General features: G+C 41.3%; 14 protein-coding genes. 12 read left to right on the forward strand and 2 right to left on the reverse strand.

Annotated features, from left to right (window positions below; translation table 11 throughout):
- The first annotated feature begins 271 nt into the window (after nt 1-271).
- From QWZ17_RS19740 to QWZ17_RS19755, 4 genes are all read left to right on the forward strand, one after another.
- Nucleotides 272-3283: a glycosyl hydrolase gene (locus QWZ17_RS19740; RefSeq protein WP_290307023.1), complete on the forward strand. Its 3012-nt coding sequence runs from the start codon at nt 272-274 to the stop codon at nt 3281-3283.
- A gap of 250 nt (nt 3284-3533) precedes the next feature.
- A complete protein-coding gene (locus QWZ17_RS19745; protein WP_290307024.1) occupies nt 3534-3827 on the forward strand; it encodes a putative quinol monooxygenase in 294 nt (97 codons plus the stop codon).
- Between the two features lie 147 nt (nt 3828-3974).
- Entirely contained in the window at nt 3975-4427 is a 453-nt protein-coding gene (locus QWZ17_RS19750) for a thioredoxin family protein (protein WP_290307025.1), read from the forward strand.
- A gap of 106 nt (nt 4428-4533) precedes the next feature.
- Nucleotides 4534-8685 (forward strand): hybrid sensor histidine kinase/response regulator transcription factor, encoded by a 4152-nt coding sequence (locus tag QWZ17_RS19755; protein WP_290307026.1) that lies wholly within the window; start codon nt 4534-4536, stop codon nt 8683-8685.
- A gap of 122 nt (nt 8686-8807) precedes the next feature.
- Here QWZ17_RS19755 and QWZ17_RS19760 read toward each other — a convergent pair whose 3' ends face one another.
- Complete coding sequence (locus QWZ17_RS19760) at nt 8808-9212, reverse strand: PIN domain-containing protein (RefSeq protein WP_290307027.1); 405 nt, start codon at nt 9210-9212, stop codon at nt 8808-8810.
- Nucleotides 9205-9441 (reverse strand): hypothetical protein, encoded by a 237-nt coding sequence (locus QWZ17_RS19765; RefSeq protein WP_290307028.1) that lies wholly within the window; start codon nt 9439-9441, stop codon nt 9205-9207. The genes QWZ17_RS19760 and QWZ17_RS19765 overlap by 8 nt, the downstream gene beginning before the upstream one ends.
- Before the next feature lie 597 nt (nt 9442-10038).
- Between QWZ17_RS19765 and QWZ17_RS19770 the strand changes: the two genes are divergently transcribed.
- From QWZ17_RS19770 to QWZ17_RS19805, 8 genes are all read left to right on the forward strand, one after another.
- Entirely contained in the window at nt 10039-13182 is a 3144-nt protein-coding gene (locus tag QWZ17_RS19770; protein WP_290307029.1) for a SusC/RagA family TonB-linked outer membrane protein, read from the forward strand.
- A gap of 21 nt (nt 13183-13203) precedes the next feature.
- Nucleotides 13204-14871, forward strand: coding sequence for a RagB/SusD family nutrient uptake outer membrane protein (locus QWZ17_RS19775; RefSeq protein WP_290307030.1), 1668 nt, complete (start codon nt 13204-13206; stop codon nt 14869-14871).
- A gap of 8 nt (nt 14872-14879) precedes the next feature.
- Complete coding sequence (locus QWZ17_RS19780; RefSeq protein ID WP_290307031.1) at nt 14880-16049, forward strand: hypothetical protein; 1170 nt, start codon at nt 14880-14882, stop codon at nt 16047-16049.
- Between the two features lie 146 nt (nt 16050-16195).
- Entirely contained in the window at nt 16196-17101 is a 906-nt protein-coding gene (locus tag QWZ17_RS19785; protein ID WP_290307032.1) for an AraC family transcriptional regulator, read from the forward strand.
- 98 nt (nt 17102-17199) lie between these two features.
- On the forward strand, nt 17200-18915 hold the full coding sequence (locus QWZ17_RS19790; RefSeq protein ID WP_290307033.1) for an alpha-L-arabinofuranosidase: 1716 nt from the start codon (nt 17200-17202) through the stop codon (nt 18913-18915).
- Nucleotides 18916-19179: 264 nt separating this feature from the next.
- Nucleotides 19180-20226 carry a glycoside hydrolase family 43 protein gene (locus QWZ17_RS19795; RefSeq protein WP_290307034.1) on the forward strand — a complete coding sequence of 349 codons (1047 nt, stop codon included), beginning with the start codon at nt 19180-19182 and terminating at the stop codon, nt 20224-20226.
- Between the two features lie 142 nt (nt 20227-20368).
- Nucleotides 20369-21112: a hypothetical protein gene (locus QWZ17_RS19800; RefSeq protein ID WP_290307035.1), complete on the forward strand. Its 744-nt coding sequence runs from the start codon at nt 20369-20371 to the stop codon at nt 21110-21112.
- 1 nt (nt 21113) lies between these two features.
- Nucleotides 21114-23885: a TonB-dependent receptor gene (locus QWZ17_RS19805; protein ID WP_290307036.1), complete on the forward strand. Its 2772-nt coding sequence runs from the start codon at nt 21114-21116 to the stop codon at nt 23883-23885.
- Nucleotides 23886-23896: the final 11 nt, after the last annotated feature.

Consider the following 23896-nt stretch of genomic DNA (forward strand, 5'->3'; position numbering starts at 1 on the left):
CCAGTTAAAATAAATCAAAAAGTATAAACACAATATCAAATAGTTAACATCTTGTAGGCGGAATTAAAATAGATTTGGTTGTTTGTAAAAGTTTGCAATTTGATTTGGTTTTTTAGAGACGAATAATGCCTCTTTGTGGTACGTGCCGCGAGTTAATATTTTTGCATAGTAAGGTATATTTACTTGTATAACAGGTGTTTATTCGTCAATGCAAAAAGAACGGATCATATTTGATTAATTTTGAACAGTATCGTACTAATACTATTATACAATGTACCGCTCCCTTCTCTTTTTCCTTGTAACCTTGGTGTGCTGCCAAACGGCATCTTTTGCGCAGGTAAGTAAACTGAAAGCTGGTTTTGTGCATCCGCCGGATAGTGCCAAACCCGGTGTTTACTGGTATTTTATGGATGGTAATATGTCGGCCAAATCTATCACCGCCGATTTGGAATCTATGAAAAAGGCGGGTATCGGCAATCTTATCTTCTTAGAGGTAAACGTAGGTATCCCACGCGGACCGGTTGATTTTTTGAGCGAGGAATGGCAAAACCTTTTCGCCCATGCTGTGAAAGAATCAAAACGGCTGGGTATCGAAATTACTCTGGGCATCGGACCTGGGTGGACAGGCAGTGGCGGCCCATGGGTACCCATAGCGCAATCCATGCAGCATTTGGTAAGCAGCACGGTAAATGTAACAGGTGGTACCAAACTGCCTATTGTTTTGCCAAAGCCATTACCTAAGCGCCCATACTTTGGTGAGGGAGCCTTTACACCCGAATTAAAGGAACAATGGGATGATTTCTACGAGGACGTAGCCGTGTTAGCTTATCCAACACCAACAGCTACGTCGCCTAAAATAACAGATATTGATGAAAAGGCGCTTTACTACCGCGCGCCATATTCATCTGTAGCTGATGTTAAGCAATATTTGCCTTATGTGGTGGATTACGTAGAACCTGCGAAGGATGCCGTTATCGATAAAAACAAAATAATTGACCTTACCGGTAAATTACAGGCCGATGGTACAATCAATTGGCAAGCCCCAGCGGACAACTGGACTATCATTCGTTTTGGAAAACGGAACAACGGGGCTATTACCCGCCCGGCACCGGTACCCGGCTTAGGCTTTGAAGCTGATAAATTTGATACCCTGGCCTTGAACGCCCATTTGGATAATTATGTTGGCAGGCTGTTGCGTAAAACCGGCAAGCCTGATCCAACTTCACAGGGCGGCTTAAAACGCTTACATATTGATAGCTGGGAAATGGGCTCTCAAAACTGGACGGCCCGTTTCCGAGAGGAATTTAAAAAAAGAAGAGGGTATGATCCCTTGCCGTATTATCCTGTTTATGCCGGCGAAATTGTTGAGAGTAAAGAAATCAGCGAACGCTTTTTATGGGATCTGCGCCAAACATCGCAGGAGTTAGTACTGGAAAACCACGCGGGGCATGTGAAAGAGTACAGCCATAAATTAGGCCTGCAACTTTCTATCGAACCCTATGATATGAACCCGACCGCCGATCTGGAACTGGGTAATATTGCTGATGTGCCTATGTGCGAGTTTTGGAGCAAAGGTTTTGGCTTTAATTCTTCCTTTAGCTGTATCGAATCTACATCAATTGGGCACGTGAATGGAAAATCGCTGATCCCGGCTGAAGCATTTACCGCCCAGGATGAAGTTTGGAAACAATACCCCGGATCAATGAAAAACCAGGGTGATTGGGCGTTTGCTACCGGTATTAACCGCTTTGTTTACCACACCTTTCAAAATCAGTTTCTGCCCGATTCTTTACGTCCGGGTGCAACCATGGGGCCCTACGGTGTACATTGGGACAGGAACCAAACCTGGTGGCCGATGGTGGGCAGCTATCATGACTACATATCCCGTTGCCAGTACATTTTACAGCAAGGTCATACGGTTGCCGATGTATTGTATTTAACACCTGAAGGATCGCCGCACGTTTTCAGACCACCGTCTTTGGCCATGGATGGCGATTTGGTAATGCCCGATAGAAAGGGTTATAATTTTGATGGTTGCTCACCAACGCAGCTTTATAAAGCAAGTGTTCAAAACGGTTTGATTGTGTTTCCGGGTGGTGCCAGTTATAAGCTGTTGGTTTTACCGGCTGTAAAGACAATGACGCCCGCGTTACTGCAAAAAATAACCGCTTTGGTAAATGATGGTGCCGTAATTGTTGGCGCGCCACCTTCAAAATCGCCGGGTTTATCGGGTTATCCGCTTTGCGACGTTCAACTTGCCACCATGGCTAAAACACTTTGGGGGTCTTTACAGGAGCCCGCGCAACAAACCGAACATGCTTACGGCAAAGGGAAAGTGATTTGGGGCGGTGAATTGGATGAACAGATCAATGACCTTTACCCCGAGTATGACCTTACCGCCACTTTGCTAAAATCTATGAATGTAAACGAGGATTTTGTAGCCAACGGTAAATTACGTTATACACACCGCATGGTAGGCAATGAAGATATCTATTTTATATCGAACAGAACGGAGGAAGCCGTAGAAACCACGGCATCGTTCAGAAGCATAGCCGGTAAACCTCAACTGTGGGACCCTATAAATACCGCAGTGAGAAACCTGCCGGAGTATTTGGTAAAAGGCGCTGTTACATCAATACCTTTAAAGTTTGCGGCTTATCAAAGTTATTTTATTGTGTTTGCTAAAAACGCAGTAGTAACTACCAATGTCAAAAACTTTACGCAAACCAAAATAGTAAAAACACTTGCGGGTCCATGGCAGGTGTCCTTTGATCCTAAATGGGGTGGGCCTAAACACATTCAATTTAATGAACTAAAAGACTGGACGCAACGGTCGGAGGATGGTATTAAATACTACTCTGGTACAGCCGTCTATCGTAAAAAGTTCGATCTGCCTAAAAGCGTAATCTCCAAAAAAAATAAAAAAATCAGCCTCGATCTTGGCGAGGTAAGCAACATGGTGAGGGTTAAAGTAAACGGTAAAAGTCTCGGCGTAATCTGGACCGCACCCTGGAAGATTGATATCAGCGCAGCAGGTTTAAAAACACATAACCAACTGGAGATAGAAGTGGTAAATTTATGGGCCAACAGGCTTATAGGTGATGCCAGAATACGAGGCGATGGCATAAAAGACGATAATCTTTGGCCCCAATGGCTGTTGAAAGACGAAGCCCGCCCAAGTAAAAGGTTCACTTTCACTACTTATGAGTTTTATACCAAAGATTCGCCTTTGCTAAAGTCGGGATTGATAGGGCCGGTTACTATACAGCAAAGCAATTTTTAGTTAATATCTGATATAACAATTGATCAAACTCTTTTTATCAAAGCACGTTTTTGGGAAAGTAACGGTCCCTGATTGAACCAACCAGCGGCAACAATTTCTTGCGACATAATTTTGCTTACCCCGTTTTGTAGTAACCTCAAACAAATTTTCAGATTCCTTGTAAGGAATCTAAATCAGTATCGTCAAAGTTTGAATAAGTGGCGGTTGTTAAAAAGCGATTGCCCAAATCACCTGTAAAAATCAAAGCACAATGGTAAAATTAGCATTACTGGCCACCCTTGAGGCCAAACCCGGTAAAGAACAAGAAGTAGCCGACTTTATTAAAAGCGCATTGCCATTGGCAGAGCAGGAGCCAGGCACGGTAAGTTGGTATGCCTTGCAGTTAGGCACGTCAACATTTGGCATATTTGATACTTTTGAAGATGAAGCCGGCCGTGATGCTCACCTTGGCGGTCTTATAGCCCAGGCACTAATGGCCAAAGCACCAGAACTATTGGCCGAAGCACCTGTTATTAAAAAAGTTGATCTGTTGGCTGTAAAATAATTTATTCCCCTCCGTTAGTATACACCGCGTTATGGTTAACCCGTAGGCGGTGTTTTTTTATGCCAAAAAAATGTAAGGAACGCGTCAACATCCCGACTAATCTCCTGAATCGATAAAGGTTCGCTACAATTTTTTATGATGATTAATTTGAAAAAGAACATAAGCGCGGCATTAATGCTTTTCGCTGTGATTGGTTTATGTGTAACATTAGCTGCATGCAGCAACAAATTTAAGCCGCGGCTAACCTCGCAGCAGGGCATAAACTTTAAGGTTACTTCGTTGGCGCAGGCACTGCAACTCGCAAAAACTCAAAATAAACCCTTGTTTGTATTTGCACACGCTTCCTGGTGTCCAACCTGTAAAAAAATGGAACAGGAAGTATTGGTAAAAAAGGACTTGGGCCAAATCTATAATAATCAGTTGGTTAACGTTGCCATTGATGTTGATAGTCCTGAAGGTAAAAAACTGAATGAATTGCACCCTATCAGGGCCACACCAACATTGTTTTTCTTTAACGCAGATGGTAGTGTAGTCAAAAAGCTGGAAGGTTTTACAACCGACCAAGAACTGCTTTCCGTAGCACATGAACTGGGCAGGTAGGTATTAATAATATCGCCATAAACTTCAATTTATTTTAATATCAATTGGTTTTAATGTTACCTTTAAGGTTAGTTATAAACCAATTTATAGTCCAAAAGGTATCTGCATGAAGTTTAGGGCATTTTTGCTGCTTTTTTTGCTGCTCTTTACGGTGCGGTTTGTAAACGCGCAAAATAACCAGTTCCAGTTTTCGCACCTTGATATTAATGCAGGCTTATCCCATAACCAGGTAAACTGTATTTATAAAGATAATAAGGGCTTTATGTGGTTCGGCACACTATCGGGCTTAAATAAGTACGATGGTTATAGCTTTAAAACTTTTAAACACATTGCCGGCGATACCACCACACTTGATGATGACTACATTGTAAGCATCAACCCCGGCCCCGAAAATAAATTATGGATAGAAACCCGTACCGGCTTTAATATTTACGACCCGGCAACCGAACGGTTTTCCCATAACCTCAAAACCTTTATGTATAAAATAAAGGTTTATGATACTTATATTTTAGCTATTAAAAAAGACAGGTTTGGCAATTTTTGGTTTCTGCAGCATAATAAGTCGCAAGGGGTATTTAAATATGATCCTGTAACCAATAATACCATCAACTTAACACATAAAGATGCTGATACCACATCCATATCCTCAAACATGGTTACCGATCTGTCGGTCGATTCAAAGGGTAACATCTGGCTGGTATCAAACTCCGGCGTATTGGAACGACTTGATCCTAAAACTTATAAAGTAAATTACCGGGTAAAACTGGGTAATTTGCCTCAGGCCTTAAGCTCAAGCTATAGGGTTTTTATTGATAAACAGGATGATATATGGGCTTTTGTACCCAGTTACTCGGCCGGTGTATTTTACCTTAGCATGGCCAATAAAGTGTTTAAGCACTTTACAAAAAGCACAGGCACTATAAATACCGATGTAATATCTGATGTTACCCAGGACGATCAAAACCGCATATGGATTTGTACAGATCATGGGGGCATCAACCTGCTCAACAAAAAAACTTTCACGGCCCAGTATTTAACCAACCGTGAGGACGATAACAAAACCATTGGCCAAAATAGTATCCCTTGTATTTATAAAGATGATAGCGGCATTATCTGGTGCGGTACCTATAAACGCGGTGTTAATTACTACCACCAGAATATTATAAAGTTTGCCGGCTATACACATCACCTGTCTGATAAAAGCAGTTTGCCCTTTAGTGATATTAACAATTTTGCCGAAGACAAAGCCGGCAACATCTGGATTGGTACCAACGGCGGCGGACTTATTTATTGGGACAGAAAAACCAATAGTTTTAAGCAATACCTGCATAATGCAGCCGATAAAAACAGCCTTACCAATAATGTGGTGGTTTGCCTGTTTATTGATCATGAGCAAAAACTTTGGATAGGCACCTATTATGGCGGTTTGGATTGTTATGATGGCCAAACTTTTAAGCATTACAGGCACGTTGACGGTGTAGCATCCAGCATATCTGAAGACCGGGTTTGTTCCATTACCGAAGACAGCGACCATAATTTACTGGTGGGCACACTATCGGCAGGGTTAAACATATTGGATAAGAACCGTAATGTAGTAAACACTTACCGCTTTGATGGTGATATGAGTAAAAACTCTATACACTCCAATTACATCAGTTCATTAGTTGAAGACAGGCGTAAAAATTTATGGATAGTAACCGCTTATGGCGTTGATCTTTTACTTAAAAAGAACCACCGGTTTTTGCACTACCTGCATGATGATAATAACCCCAACAGCCTCATCAATAACAACACCAATAATATCCTCGAAGATAAAGACGGGCTTATTTGGATAAGTACCCGCGAAGGGATCAGCATATTTGATTATAAAACCGGCAAATTTACCAACATTAACAAAGCCGACGGTTTGCCGGATAACACCATTATTGATTTACAGCAATACAGCCGTAACAACATATGGGCAAGTACACCTAACGGACTGTCGAGTATTTTTGTTGATAGATCATCAGCTAAACTGAAGTTTCATTTTGTAAATTATAACGAAACAGAGGGGTTGCAGGGCAGGGAATTTACCGAAAACTCCTCATTCCATACCCGTGAAGGTGAGTTGCTGTTTGGCGGAGGTAACGGCTTTAATGTTTTTAAACCAACCAATATCCTGAGTAATAAAAGCCAGCCTAACCTGGTATTTACCGATCTGCAAATTTTTAACCAAACCGTAAAGCCTGGCGATAAGGTAAACGGATCGGTTATTTTAAATAGCTCCATAGTAGGTTTAAAAAACCTCAACCTAAAATATAACGATAACGTATTTGCCATTGAATTTGCGGCGCTTAATTATTTTAACCCTGATAAAACAAAGTACCAATACCGCATGCAGGGCTTTGATAAGGATTGGATAGATGCCGATAACAAGGTACGCAAAGCCACTTACACCAACCTTGATGCCGGCGACTACGTGTTTAGAGTACGCGCCGGTAATAACGAGGGATGGAACAGTAGAGAGCTTGCGTTAAACATTAAAATATCGCCGCCATATTGGAAAACCACCTGGGCCTATATCCTGTACTCAATAATGATACTTGGTGGCTTATTATATATGCGCAGAAGCGGCATCCAAAAAATACGTGCCCAGTTTTCTATTGAAAAGGAACGGGAGGAAGCCCAGCGTATGCATGAGCTTGATTTGATGAAGATAAAATTCTTCACTAACGTAAGCCACGAGTTTCGTACCCCGCTATCGCTTATTATGGCCCCGGTTGATAAAATTCTGAAACAGGTTACCGAACCAGAGGTACAGCGCCAATTGTTACTGGTTAACCGTAATGCGAAGCGCCTGCTTAACCTGGTAAACCAATTGCTCGATTTTAGGAAAATGGAGTACCAGGAGTTAAAGCTGCATAAGATGAATGGCGATATTATAGGCTTTATTAAAGAGCTTTCCTTCGCGTTTACTGACGTGGCCGATCAAAAAAATATCCGCTTTGTTTTTGATACCGAAATTGAAAACTTTTACACCAGTTTTGATCATGACAAAATTGAGCGCATCATGTTCAATCTACTCTCTAACGCTTATAAATTTACGCATGAAGGCGGGCAGGTAAGCGTTTTAGTAAATCTTATTGATAAACGGGATACAGACGAACAGTTTTTGGAGATTAGGGTAGTAGATACTGGTATAGGTATCGCAGGCGATAAACTGGACAAGATCTTCGATCCTTTTTTTCAAAATGACTTGCCCGGATCAATGCTTAACCAGGGTAGTGGCATTGGTTTATCTATCACCAAAGAATTTGTAAAACTGCACGAGGGCGAAATTTATGTAGAGAGCGAATTTAATCAGGGGAGTTGCTTTACCGTGTTATTGCCACTTACTCAGTTAAATAGCAATGTGTTTACAGATACACTTTTGCCATTTAATCATTATACCGAATTTTTGCAGGAGAGTGGAGTTCCTAAAACCGAAACCTGTAAAGAACCACGTGATGGCAAAAGGCCAACCGTTTTGCTGGTAGAAGATAATGACGATTTTAGGTTTTATATTAAAGATAACTTAAAAACAGCATTCAACATTATAGAGGCAGAAAATGGCAAGAAAGGCTGGCAGAAAGCATTGGCCCAACATCCCAATTTGATAGTGAGCGATGTAAATATGCCCGAAATGAATGGCATAGATCTGTGTTTGAAAATCAAGAACGACAAGCGCACATCGCATATTCCCGTTATTTTGCTTACCGCCATGACCGGCGAAGATCAGCAGTTGAAAGGGCTTGAAACCGGCGCTACCGATTACTTGACTAAGCCGTTTAACTTCGAAATTTTACAATCAAAAATCCGCAACATCCTGAGTCAACAGGAAAGTATGCGTAAAACCTATACCAAACAGGTAGAAGTAAATCCAACCGAAATGCAGGTTGAATCGCCGGATGAGGCCTTTATTAAAAAGGTATTGATATTGATAGATAACAATATCTCCAACCCCAATTTCTCGGTAGAGGAATTAAGCAACGAGGTATTTGTAAGCCGGTACACGCTCTATAAAAAAATACTGGCCATGACCGGTAAAACCCCTAACGAGTTGGTGCGCTCCATGCGCTTAAAACGGGCTGCCCAACTTCTGGAAACCGGGCATTTAACCATTTCACAAATTTGCCATAAAGTAGGGTTTAAAAGCCAAAAGTATTTTGTTAAAATGTTTAAAGCCGAGTACAATACTATACCATCTAAATATGCCGAAGCGGCTGAAGAAGTGGAATAGTAAGATGTGCAGATATGCGGATTTTAGATGTGCAGATTATTTGCCTGAACCGCGATTAGTTGTGTACTGGTATACCTGAATCCGGGGTTAGCAAAGTTGATTCAGTATTATTTAACTTATAACTATGCCTTAAACGGGTTTATAATTTTTAGTTGTTGTTCTATAATCTGCCCATCACTCATATCTTCCGAATAGAAGATTGTGCATCCCGTTTCTAATGCAGAGGCAATTATAACAGAATCAAACAATTGGAAATCATAGATTGTCATGATTTCGATTGCTTTTAGCATCATAGCTTCAGTGACAGGTACATAAGTACATTGTTGCAAATAGGTTTTTATTATTTGTGCAACCTTTACTTTTGAGAATCTCCACCGACGAAGACATACATTCGTAAATTCACTGAGACTTTGGGAACAAAAAGAAGGGTTATCTGCAATTATTTCAATCGAAATAATTTGTTTCTCGGGATAAAAATCGTCTAATGCATAAAGAAGTATATTGGTATCAACAGCAATTTTATTCATAGTCGTTCGCCTCATCCCGATCGAACTTATACCCGCCACTGTTAAATGTAAAAGGCTTTAGTTTTATTGCCAGTTCCTTTATTCTTGTTTCTTTAGAAGATGCGCTATTTAGGATCGTATTATCCTCTTCGATGGAAAAAGCTATTACTTCAATCATCTTTCCAACCAGTTCATCGGGCAAATTTAAAATCAGGTTGTTTTTATCAGATTTTAATATTGTACGTATCATATACTCAAATTTATGAAAAATAGTATATATCTAAGTACTCAATACCATTTTCAGAGTAGTTTAACAGTAATCGGGTTTTAGGTTCTTCAATAATTTTGCATTTACCTCATCTAAGAATAAAATACCTCTTCCAAAATCATCATTTTATCACGCCAAAAGCAATACTATTATCTCAGTTTAAAAAGTATTGATAGGCTTATGTAGGTACACATTTGTAACCTTTTGAGGCTTGTATTTTTAATTTTTAAGATTTTTATTTAATTAAATAATTGATAATCAGTTGTTTAATTCAGGTTGACATTTGTACCCCTATTTAGCCACAACCGGATTTGGTTTCGCATATAATTTTACCCTCAACAAAACGATAACCGGCAATTGCTTTGAAGTACATCTGCCCGTTATTAAACCTGAAGAATTAGTAAACAAATTTTATTGGAGAATTTAACCCGCTTTTTACAGTCGGTTATGTTGCAAACACGGCTTGCAACATAAGCTGTTATACGCCAAAATGCTTTGTGCTAATTTTGATGTGTGTTAAAAAAACAATTATAAAACCAAAAATCAACAATAAATCAATTATCAATTAACCCAATTATTATGCGAAGAATTCTACGAATGGCATTGCTGTTTCTGTCTCTTTTTGTATGCTTCCGGGCAGGAGCGCAAAACCAGGCAACAGTGATCAAAGGAACAGTAACAGACGAGGCAGGGCTAACCCTTCCCGGGGTATCTGTCAGAGTAAAAAACAATCAATCGGGTGTAGTTACCGATAGAGATGGCAATTACAGCATTACGGTACCGGCGGGCGCTACCGAAATTACATTTTCATTCATCGGTATGAAATCCCAGGATGTAGTTATCGGTAAAAAAACTATCATCAACGTGGTATTGGCCAATTCATCAACAGCCCTGGCAGATGTGGTGGTAATTGGTTACGGTCAACAAAAAAGGCAGGATGTAAACGGCGCCATATCATCGGTAACCGCTAAAGACATCCAGAATATCCCCCAAACAAGTGTTGACCAATTATTGCAAGGTAAAGCCGCCGGTGTAACGGTTACTAACGGTACAGGCGCGCCGGGCAGTTCGGCCTCTATTCACATCAGGGGTATAACATCACTTTCTGGTTCAAATGAGCCTTTATACGTAGTTGATGGTGTGTACATTGATGGTTCGGCTTACACCACACAGAATCAAAACAATGGCGAAAACACAGTTAGCCCCTTAAGCTATATCAATCCTAATGATATTGAATCGATAGATATCTTAAAAGATGCATCGGCTACGGCTATTTATGGTAGCCGTGGTTCAAATGGTGTAGTTATTATTACCACAAAAAAAGGTAAAAATAGCACAGCCCATTTAAATTATGATGGCTATTACGGTGTTCAGCAGCAGGGACGTTTCCTAAAAATGATGGATCTGCCGCAATATGCAAATATTCAAAACGCTATCGCTGATATTACCGGCGTAGGTAGGCGGGGCGAATTTGCAGATCCTACTTTACTTGGCCCTGGTACCAACTGGCAAAAAGAGGTGTTCCAAAATGCGCCAATGCAAAGCCATAACCTATCTATGAATGGTGGTAATGATAATGTGAACTATTATATATCTGGTGGTTTCTTAAAACAAAACGGTACCATCATCGCGTCGAACTTTAAACGCTATTCTTTCCGTACCAATGTAGAAGGTAAGCTGAAAGACTGGTTTAAACTTGGCTCGAATATGACGCTGAACCGCACCGACCAAAACATTGGCGCGAGCGATAATGGCGGTATTGTTTACCAGGCTTTGCTGAACCCGCCGGATCAGGCGGCCAGTAACCCGGATGGTAGCTACACTGTATCTACTGCATCTTATGGCAGCGGCGCGTTTATAAGCCCTATAGCTTTGGCAAAATTAAATACCAATAACCTGGTACGCAGTCAAATTAACGCGAACTTTTATGCCGATATACGTTTTACCAAGGATTTAACCTTAAGATCAGAAATTGGCGGTTACGATAATTTCTCGAAAAGTACGCTGTTTTTTCCATCATTTACGGTAGCGTCACCAACTAATCCCTCTCTTATTTACGGCAACCCTGTTGCCAGCTTAAGCGAATATTCAGATCAGGCATTGGGCTGGAACTGGAAAGAATACCTTACTTACAATCATACCTTTGCAAAAAAGCACAATATAACCGCGGCAGCAGGTTATGAGCTGAATGAAGGTAACTACAACAGCATGAGCGCCGGTACCAATACTTTTTTAAGTAATGATTTGCCTACGCTTAACCTTGGTGGTGCAAAAATACCTACCATTGGCGAAAACAAATCATCAAATACCTTGCAGTCTTTTTACGCCCGTGCTATTTATGATTATGATAACAGGTATAGTTTAACTGCTACTATCCGTTCAGATAGATCATCAAATTTTGCGCAAGGACATCAAACTGGTTATTTCCCATCTGCAGCCATCGGTTGGACAATTTCAAACGAATCATTTATGAGCGGCATTAAAAGCGTCGCCGATAATGTTAAATTAAGGGTAGGGTATGGCCAGGTAGGTAATCAAAACATTCCGGGTTACCAATACGGCTCTGCACTTAACCCAACCATTACAGGCCTTGGTACAGGTTTCAATGTGTCAAATTACAATAACCCTAACTTAACCTGGCAAACATCTATACAAACAGATATCGGATTGGATTTTACTTTATTTGGCAGGGTTAACGCCGCTGTTGACTGGTATAACAAAACTTCAAAGAATTTCCTTTTCCAGGCACCGTTACCAGAGTTTTTAACCGGTGGTCCTAATTACCTGGGCGGCATCAGCGCGCCTTATGTAAATGGCGGCGAGGTTAGCAATAAGGGTATTGAGTTTAGCATCAACTCAAAAAACATAGTAGCCAAAAACTTTAACTGGAGTACATCGGTAACGTTTACCCATTATGTAAATAAAGTTGTTTCTACATACAACAACAGTATTATTAATGCCAGCATTACTTCGGGATTTTTACAAATTCCGGTTACCCAAACTAAAGTAGGTGGTCCCATTGGCGAATTTTATGGCTACACTGTTAAAGGCATATTTAAAACTGCCGATCAATTAGCGAACGCGCCGATACAATTTGGCCAGCCAACAAGTACTACCCTGGGTGCTACAGGAGCTACAACTTTAGGCGATATACAATATGTTGACACCAATCACGATGGCAAAATTGACGCCAGCGACATGAGCGCTATCGGCAATCCTAACCCTACGTTTACTTACAGTTTCACCAACAACTTTACCTATAAAAACTTTGATCTTTCCATATTCTTATATGGTTCTTACGGTGGTAAAGTGCTTAACTACTTGGATTATAGTATTGAAGGGTTGAACGGTTTATACACTAATCAACTGGCCGAAGCCGGAAATTACTGGACTCCTACAAATATTAATTCCAATATCCCGGCTCCTAAAGGTGGTGTTAACCCAAATCTTAACATGTCTACCAGGTTTTTGCAAAGCGCCTCTTTTTTGAGATTCCAAAACGTGCGGTTAGGTTACAACCTGCCATCGTCATGGGCTAAACATATTGCGCTTAGCCGCTTAAAACTGTATTTCAGCGGGCAAAACTTGTTTGTAATAACAGGTTACAAAGGTTTAGACCCCGAGGTTGGCCAGCAAAACCAAAACGTGTTTTTAACCAACGTTGATTTGGGAAGGTATCCTTCGCCAAGGGTATATACGTTTGGTGTAAACGCAGAATTTTAATTTGACCATAAAAGATTTAAAATGAAAGCAAATATTAAATATATATTCAGCGCTGCAGTTATTGGTTTAGTTACCGTAACAGGCTGTAAAAAAGACTTTTTTAACAGGCCGCCCGAAAACGCGATAGCCATTGATAATTTTTATAAAACCGATGCCCAGGTAGCGGCAAGTACCATTAACCTTTATAATTCACTTTGGTTTAACTATGTAGCCAAACCAGGATGGGCGGTGTGTGAAATGACCGGTGGTAACGGCCGTAGTTACTCATCAGATGTTACCGACTTTGGTAACCTGAATGGCGCGGTAACCAACCTCAATTCGCAAAATGACGCTGCCTGGAGTTCATTGTGGACAGTTGTAGCACAATCAAACGCGTTGATCAACCTCATGCCTTCGAGGGCGGGCGCAGGTGTAACGCCGGCCGTTTTAAACAATGCTTTAGGCGAAGCCCACTTTTTTAGGGCGATGGCTTATTTTCACATTGTAAGGTTATGGGGAGCTGTACCTATTATTGAAAATGCCAGCAACTTTTTAACCAACTTTCAGGTGAATACCAATCGCATAGAGGACATCTACACCTTTATGGTTAACGATATGAAGTTTGCCGAAGCCAATTGTACCGCCATGGTAAGAACAGGCGCGGTTACCCAGGGGCACGTTTCAAGCGGTTCAGCATCGGCTATGCTGGCCAAGCTGTATTTGTATATGCAGGATTATCCTAACGCGCTTAAAGAAGCCCAAAAGGTAATCAACAGCGGCGAGTTTAAACTATATGGTATAGATATAGCCAGCAAAACGTATAATGATTTGTTTAAAACAGCCAATAACAATAACGAAGAAAGCATTTGCCAGATACAATGGGCTGGCGGTGCATCTTACGGTCACGGTAACCCGCAACAGGCCTCATTGGCTGCCAGTGGTATTATCACAGGCACCGGCGACGGTTACAGCGTATTAGGCCCCACAATTGATTTACAAAACTCATATGAAGGCGGCGATTTGCGTCTGCATGCCACTATTATGCAAGCTAAGGATGTGTATCCCGAAATTGATGCCGCATCCGGAGGATATACAGTGCCTGACAATATCAATTCGCAAGGTACAGGAGCGGCAATTAAGAAATATGTAGTAGGTACACCTGCCGATAATGGCGGTATCGGTTCAGCGCAATCTGCAGCCAACAATACATACCTGATGCGTTATGCCGAAGTTTATTTAATAGCGGCCGAAGCGATTGTGGGCAAAAACACTACATCAACAGATGCGCAGGCTTTAGCTTATATCAATACGATACGCCAAAGAGCAAACTTAGCCAAGTTAATCGTTATAAACCGTCATCATACAGTTCCTAACCCTAACTATGATGCCACCTATAACAATGCTGTACCTACCACTATTATACAGGATGATATATTAACAGAGAGAAGGCACGAGTTTGCTATTGAAAACGATTACTGGTTTGACCTTTGCCGCATAGACGGGTGGAATGGCATATTAAACAATTCGCATCCGCTGGCTACTCAATTTATCAGTCAGCAGGAGCGGGGTACTTATGCTAATGACCGTAAAACTGTTTACCATACCGCGGTTACGCCAAAAAGCACCGACTTTTTGTTGCCTATTCCTATCAATGAAACCACAGCCGACCCTAAATTATTAGAACCGGCAGTACCATACACATTTAAATAAAAACAGCTATGAAAGTTTTAAAACCAATATTTTTTTACTGTCTGCTTTCATTTGTGGCGGTATCAATTATAAGTTCATGTAAGAAGAATGATAACGGCATCAGCGGTGGTGATGGCCCCCCTGCTATCACCAGGATACGTACTGTTTTTCAAAGCAGCCAAACTTCGCAAACGGTTGTTGCTTTTGATTCAACAACAACCGATGGCAAAATTGGCACCACCTACGCGGTTATAGGTAAAAACCTGAGTACTGCTAAAGCTATTTATATCAATGGTACATCTATTTATTTCAATACGGCTTTCTCGTCAAATACCAGTCTGCAGTTTTCGGTGCCTGCAACTGTTGCTTATAGTAACGACACTACCAGCAACGTACTTACTGTTGTTACTGCCCATGGAAAAGTTAGTACCCCTTTTATCATTGAACAACCTGTACCTGGCATAACTTCGGTTAGCCAGCTTGCAGGCAATGCCGGCGATGTTATTACCATAACAGGTACAACGTTCAACGGATTGACTGGTGTATCATTTGGCACTACACCAGCCACGGTAATCAAAAAAACGCCTACCGTAATAACTGTAACAGTACCAACAGGTGTTACAGCTGCGCGGCTTTTGGTTACAACAGCTGCTACCAAAGGTGGCGGGGTAGGTACAGGACCGGTTGTAACTTCGGGAACAAGCTTGTTAAGCAATAACGTTTCATCCACCAAACAAACCAGTTCAGTATTTGGCTTTAATACGGCTATTTATGAAGATAGCTATGAAAACGGCTGGAGCGATTATGGCTGGGGTGGCGTGCCCAAAAAAGATAGTATCAATTTTAGAAGGGGAACATCGTCAAGAACCTATAGCTATACCGGCGGATATGATGGTTATGTGATACAACCAGGTAGCGGCAACAGCGTTGGTGCCAACACCGCGCTTAAGTTTTCCATATTTGGTGGCAAGGGTACTACTGGTAAAAACATTCACTTGGTACTCAACTATAATTTTAAAACCGCTGTTCAAATAACACTTACCGAAGGCAAATGGACAGATTATCAAATTCCAATTGCTAACTGGGTTGATTCGGCCAATCCGCTTCCATCATCTATCACCGCCCTGGTTTTCCAGGAGTTTAGCGGTAATGCTTCTACTTTTAGCATTGATGATGTTGGATTAGTAAATGTTAAATAAAAGTAATACCGCCGCCAGTTAAACGGCGGCGGTACTTTCTCTTAGCTAAAATAATAACCTGTAATTTTTTGCCGGATGGCATTGCTCATTCTTTTTTTTGAGCCGATGACTATCATTTTCCAATTGTTGTACTTATAAAATTATTTATGATGACAAGCAATGTAATGCGCGAAACAACCCCGCTTACGGCTGGTGATTGCTTCACCGTTTTCGCCAAAACAGATAACAAACTGGAATTGCCCTTGCATTACCATGATGATTATGAGCTTCATTTGATTTTGAATGCAAAAGGAGCAAAACGCGTTGTGGGCGGCCATATTGAGCTGATTGACGACCTGGAGCTGTTACTTATCGGCCCCGACTTATATCACGGATGGTTTACCCACGAATGTGAAAGCGAGGAAATAACCGAAATAGTTATCCAGTTTCATAAAGATTTGTTTGACGAAAAATTTTTACGCCGCAACCAGCTAAGCTTTTTAAAGGGAATGTTGCAGCGTGCACCATTAGGCATCGCGTTTTCGCCCGAAACGATTTCGGCCGTTAAAGAACGCATCCTGGCTTTAAATAAGCAAAGCGGCTTTACATCGGTTTTGGAGTTATTATCCATATTGCATGAGCTGTCAACATCGGTTAATATGAAAACGCTTTCAGATCCGGCTTTCATCAACGAGAAATTTAATCACAATAGTCGCCGCGTTGAAAAAGTTTTTGAGCACATGAACAACAACTATCAGCGCAAAGTTACGCTTGCCGAGGTAGCCCGTGTTGTGCATATGCCCGAAGCATCGTTCAGCAGGTTTATTAAGAAACGTACCGGCAAAACCTTTACCGATAGTTTGAATGAGATAAGGTTGGGACATGCCTCCCGGATGCTTATCGACTCTACAACCACAGTTGCCGAAATCGCCTACGAATGTGGATTTAACAATATCTCTAATTTCAACAGGATTTTTAAACGCAAAAAGCGGTCGACCCCAAATGAGTTCAGATCAACCTATATGCTTGCGGGCTTTGCATTGGATGCGCGTGTAGAATTGAAGGCTTCGTAACCATAATTATGAAAATATACAAATCCAGGGATTTGCTTAAAACTATAATATTGAAAAACAACAAAATGAAATTGATGATAAAAAGTGTGTCCTTGATAATGCTAAGCTTAATCGGTTTAGCGGCGTGCAAAAAAGATAAACAACCCGATAACTCCGGTACAACTACCGTTGATACAGGTAACGGAGGCGCAACCGGGCCAATTAGCTCACCAACAGATCCATCTGTGGCAGTGTCGCAGGGTTTTTTTCTTGACAACTGGCAAGCTAAAACGTTTAGCAAGCCAGCTGTACAAAGCGCCACTAAACCTGCCGCCTCGGGGGCAGTAACCGTAACTGCCGATTTTGCCCAGGTGGTGTCAAAAGTATCCCCAAATTTGTTTGGTAATAATATGAACCCTTTTACCGGCCAGTACACGGATGCAGGCCTTGTACAAAATTTAACCAATCTTTCGCCCAATATTATCAGGGCACCGGGTGGCAGTTTATCAGATGTTTACTTTTATGATCTTCCATCCGGAGGTAAACCTGCCGATGTACCATCACAACTAATAAAAGCCGATGGTACCCCTGACCCAACTACAGGATATTGGAGCGGCATGGTTACTGATAATTGGTCTATTAGCCTGGCTAACTATTATTCATTGCTCCAAAAAACCAATAGTACAGGTATTATTACCGTTAATTACGGTTATGCGCGTTACGGCTTGAGCGAGCATCCGGTACAAACAGCTGCGCACTATGCGGCGCAGTGGGTGCGTAACGATAAAGGCCGCACTAAACTATGGGAAGTAGGCAACGAGAATTATGGCAATTGGGAGGCCGGTTACCGCATTGATGTATCAAAAAACAAAGATGGTCAACCCGAAATTTTAACTGGACAGCTATATGGCACACATTTTAAAGTATTTGCCGATTCGATGCGTAAAGCGGCCAGCGATATTGGTGCCACCATTAAAATTGGTATAGTACTTACCGAAATAAACGATCAAAGTAATTCTGAAGGTGTACAAAATTGGAATGCCGGAGTATTGGCTGCAGCCGGTGCATCACCCGATTTTTTTGTGGTACACAATTATTACACCCCATTTAATCAAAACTCAACGCCCGATGCTATTCTGGCTACAGCTTCGTCGGTTACTTCGCCTATGCTCGACTGGGTTAATACTTCTGTACAAACTGCCGGAGTTACGCAAAAACCTATTGCTATGGATGAATGGAATATTTTTGCCTCCGGCTCAAGGCAGCAGGTATCTTATGTAGCGGGTGTACACGCCGTTTTAGTGCTTGGCGAGCTGATTAAAAACCAGGTAAGTATGGCCTGCCGTTGGGATTTAGCCAATGGCGGCAGCGATGGCAATGACCATGGCTTATTTACCTACCAGCAAACCGGCGTAACCGATTTTACACCACGACCGGCCTTTTATTACCTGTACTACTTTCAAAAATACTTTGGCGATAGGATGATCAGTTCCACAGTGAGCGGGAGTACAGATATTGTAAGCTATGCGTCATCCTATAGTTCGGGCGAAGCTGGCGTTACCTTGGTAAATAAGGGCAGCACCGATAAAGTGGTGAACGTGAACTTTAAAAATTATTATACCGGCAGTAACTATTACTATTACACCTTAAAAGGCGGTACCGATAACGGGTCATTCTCTGGTAAGGTAACCGTAAACGGTAATGGTCCGGCTGGCGATGTTGGTGGCCCATCGGGTTATGCCACTATAGCGGCAAGTTCATCGGCTACCAGTGGTGGTATTTTGGTAACAGTGCCTGCCAGGGGAGTGGTATTCCTGGTATCTGATAAAAAATAAAAAAAGGCAGGCGTAGGAGTAAAATCCGATGTCCGGGTAGAAAGATATTAAACTCGAGATTTAGTTTAATAATTGGTTAATTTGTGTTAGCCTGTATTGGTTGCTGCAAAATTTGCAGTGACTGATGCAGGCTATTTTTTTTACTCTATAAGCCCGGGAACAAGCAGGAAGAATGGATTTTTTAATAAAATGTGCGTTTAACATTTATTATGATGTGGATGTATGCTATATTTAACTTCTCGAAACCTATTTGAAAACCGTGTTATGATCAGGAATTTATTTAAAACAACAAGCATTATAATGCTGTTGCTGCTGGCTAAGAGCGGCTTCGCTCAGCAAAAAACTTTTACTAACCCGTTGCTGCCATCCGGTGCCGATCCCTGGGTTATTTATAAAGATGGATTTTACTATTATACCAATTCAACGGGACATAATCTTGTGCTTTGGAAAACTAAGGATATTACACAGCTAAAAACCGCTGTAAAAAAAACAATATGGACGCCACCTGCCGGCACCAACTATTCTAAAGAACTTTGGGCGCCCGAATTGCATTTTATAAAAGGTAAATGGTATATGTATTTTGCCGCTGATGATGGCAATAATAACAATCACCGAATTTACGTAATTGAAAACCCATCTGCCGATCCCCTGGAAGGCGACTGGACTTTTAAAGGCCAAGTGGGTGATGAAACCAATAAATGGGCCATCGATGTATCGGTATTTGAAAACAAGGGCCAGTTATACATGCTTTGGGCCGGCTGGGAAGGTGATGTTAATGTGCAGCAAAATATCTACATCGCTAAAATGAAAGATCCATTTACTATTGATGGGCAAAGGGTAAAAGTATCAAGCCCACAATACGATTGGGAAAAATACGGCGACCTTGGCGCGCAATCAAATCCACCGCATGTTAACGTAAATGAGGGCCCCGAGATTTTGGTACACAAGGATAAACTTTTCCTCATTTACTCGGCCAGTGGCTGTTGGACAGATTATTATGCCCTGGGGATGTTAACTGCATCAAAAAATAGCAATCTGCTCGATCCGACTTCATGGAAAAAATCAACGCAACCTGTGTTTAAGCAATCGCCACAGAACAGTGTTTACGCTCCCGGCCATAATTCATTCTTCAAATCGCCGGATGGAACGGAAGATTGGATTTTATATCACGCCAATTCACAGCCGGGGCAGGGGTGTGGTAATGAACGATCACCAAGAGCCCAAAAGTTTAGCTGGAATAAGGATGGCTCGCCAAACTTTGGTGTTCCGTTAAAAGAAACAGATTTATTGCAGGCGCCCTCGTCAAAATAATGGCGGCCATATGAATCTATCAGCTTAAATTATTAGATGTTGTAACAAATTTATGATATTGGGTGCCGGGTATAATATTAACCTTTTAAAAAATTGTTTAAATGGTTAATATTTGGTTAATTACATAATTAACTATTAACTGATGCCTAAACGTTGCTACAGCAAAATATTATGCTGTTTTGTAATCGCGCTTGCGTGCAAAACAGCATCTGCACAATCTGCTACTGATAGCGCCCGCTATGATGCCGCGATAAACGGTGTTGTGAATCATTTTTACCAGGGCGTAGCAGAACAATCCCGCCTGTATAATGGATATGTTTATGATTCTTATGATTCTTCTATAAAAGGCAGCGCCTACCTTGATGATATCGATGCCTGGCGAACCGGTTCGGTTGTTTACGATGGCGAAGATTTTGAGAATGTTTCGATGATTTACGATTTGTATACAGATCAATTGGTGGTTATGCTTTTTAATCACGCCTCGCCCATCGCTTTGGTACCTGAAAAGGTAGCCAGCTTTGATCTTCACGACCGGCATTTTATTAGGATTAACGCTAATAATGGCGGTGTAAAAGCTGGTTTTTATGAACAGCTTTACGCCGGCCACTCGCAGGCGATTAAAAAAGTGGAAAAAACACTCAAATCAACTTCGGCATCAACAGGCCGTGAGCGTTTTTTTGTACTTGTACATGAAGTGCCCGATTACTATATCAAAAAAAACGGTACCTATTATAAAGTAACAAGCCAGGGGACGGTGTTAGATGTATTTCCAGATAAGAAAAAGGAACTTAAACAATATATAAAGGATAAACATATTCAGTTTGATGGCTTATTTGAACAGGCTTTGTCATCCGTTGTAAGTTATTATGATAGTTTAACCAATTGATATGAAAAAAATCTACTTTACCCTTATTCTTTTTTTCGCGGTTAAATTATTGCACGCTCAGGTATCAAAAAATATCAGCGTAAACTTTAAGCAAGCTACCATTGAACAATTTGTTGCTGAATTGGAGTCAAAAAGCGGTTATCATATTTATTATGACCGCGCGCAATTTGATAGCCTGAAGATAAGCGTACAGGTTAATAACCAGCCTTTAGAAAGTGTGCTTAGCCAGGCATTTCATAATACCGCTTATCATTACGCTTTGTTTGAATCTAAAATGCAGGTTTTTTTAACCCGTGATAAAGAAATTCGAACGCAGCCCGCGGCAGGTTATTTTAACGTTAAGCCGGGGCAGGCGCCACCTGCGGCAAGCGCCACGCCGGTAATTGATTTTACTGTAGCACCAGTTAAAGCGCCGGTTATTGAATCAACCGTTGAAAATAAATTGTATGAGGTTGGTATAAAAACCAATGAGCTTAAGGCTGGTAAAGCATCTATATCGGGCTACGTAAAAAGCGCTAAATCGGGTGTAGGCGTAGCGGGGGCGGGAATTTATGTAGCCAATTCTGGCGTTGGCGTAACTACAGATCAGTTTGGCTATTATACCTTATCCTTACCGAGGGGTAAACAGCTTTTAATAGTTAAAGGTGTAGGTATGAAAGATGCCCGCCGGCAGGTTATGTTATATACTGATGGCGATTTGAACATTGAGTTACAAGAACAGGTAACTACCCTAAAGGAAGTTAAAATATCTGCCGAAAAGGTAGCCAATGTTCGCAGTACCGAAATGGCGGTAAGCCGGCTTGATATTAAGAGTATTAAGCAGGTGCCAGCTGTTTTTGGTGAGGCAGATGTGCTACGTATTGTATTAACCTTGCCGGGCGTACAAAGCGTAGGAGAGGCCACAACCGGTTTTAACGTACGTGGAGGCGCTGCCGATCAAAACCTGATATTGTTGGATGATAAAACAATTTATAACCCTGCGCATTTTTTCGGTTTCTTTTCGGCCTTTAACCCAGATATTGTAAAGGGAATTGAACTTTACAAAAGTACCATTCCCGAAAAATTTGGTGGCCGCCTGTCATCAGTATTGGAAGTTACGGATAGGGAAGGCAATAAGAAAAACTTTGCCGGATCTGCAGGTATTGGGCTGCTTACCAGTAGGTTAAATATTGAAGGCCCCATTGTTAAAGATAAAACGTCGTTTATTTTTGGCGGTCGAACCAGTTATTCAGACTGGCTGCTGAAACTTCTGCCCGAAGAGTATAAGCATAGTCACGCCTCGTTCTATGATTTTAACATTGATATAAGCCATCAAATTGATAAGGATAATAATATTTATGTAACCAGTTATTTAAGTAAAGATAATTTTAGGTTAAACAGCGATACCACCTATAACTACAGTAATAAAAACGCCAATATTAAGTGGAAACATAATTTTAACAGTAAACTATTCAGCCTCATAAGCTTTGGGTATGATGGCTATAATTATGATATATCAAGCAGCGCAAACCCGGTAAATGCCTACAAACTTAAATTCGGTATTAACCAAAGTAATTTTAAAACAGATTTTACTTACTATCTCAATCGTAACAACACGCTCGATTTTGGTCTAAGTGCAATTTATTATAAACTGAATCCTGGCAGCGAAACACCAAACAGTGCAACATCATTAATTGTGCCTGATAAAGTTGATAACGAACAAGGGCTTGAGAGCGCGCTGTATCTTGGGGATAAATTTGATATTACGCCCGATTTTAGCATCAGCGCCGGTATCAGGTATTCTATGTTTAACTACCTTGGCGCGCAAACCATTCGCAATTACGCGCCTGGTTTGCCACGCACACCGCTTAATGTAATTGATAGCACCACTTATAGCGGTGGTAAAACTATTAAAACCTATACGCGGCCCGAGATCAGGGTATCCGCCCGTTATAATATTACCGACGACCTTTCACTGAAAGCAAGTTACAATACGCTTGCGCAGTACATCCACCTGCTATCAAACACTACTGCCATATCGCCCATTGATATCTATAAATTAAGCGACCCCAATATCAAACCGCAATATGGCAGCCAGGTATCATTCGGGATATTTAAAAATGCAATGCAAAATGCTATAGAAACCTCGGTAGAAGTTTATTACAAACGCATTGATAACTATCTTGATTATAAAAGCGGCGCTAAGTTAATTATGAGTCAAGCCATTGAGCAGGAAGTATTAAATACACAGGGCAAGGCTTATGGTGTAGAGTTATCTGTCAAGAAAACCACGGGTAAACTTAACGGCTGGATCAATTACACCTATTCGCGCACGTTTTTAAGGCAGGATGATCCTACAGCGGGCCAGCTTATCAACGGTGGCGCTTATTACCCGGCTAACTACGATAAACCTCATAGCTTTAATTTTACAGGTAATTACCGCATAACGCACCGTTACAGTGTTTCGCTTGATGTAACATACAGCACCGGGCGACCGATAACCCTGCCTATAGCAAAATACTACTCAAACGGCGCCGAGCGGGTTTTTTATTCAGACAGGAACGAATACCGGATACCAGATTACTTCAGGTCGGATTTTTCGATCAATATAGATGGTAACCACAAGGTGCACCAAAAATTCCATAACTCGTGGACGGTAGGCGTGTACAATTTAACAGGCAGGCAAAATGCTTATTCAACTTTTTATCAGCAGCAGGGCGGAGCTATCAATTCATACCAGCTGTCCATTTTTGCCAGGCCAATACCGTTTATAAATTATAATATCAGGTTTTAAGTTATGGATAT

This window comes from Mucilaginibacter flavus, assembly GCF_030409315.1.
Lineage (GTDB): Bacteria > Bacteroidota > Bacteroidia > Sphingobacteriales > Sphingobacteriaceae > Mucilaginibacter > Mucilaginibacter flavus.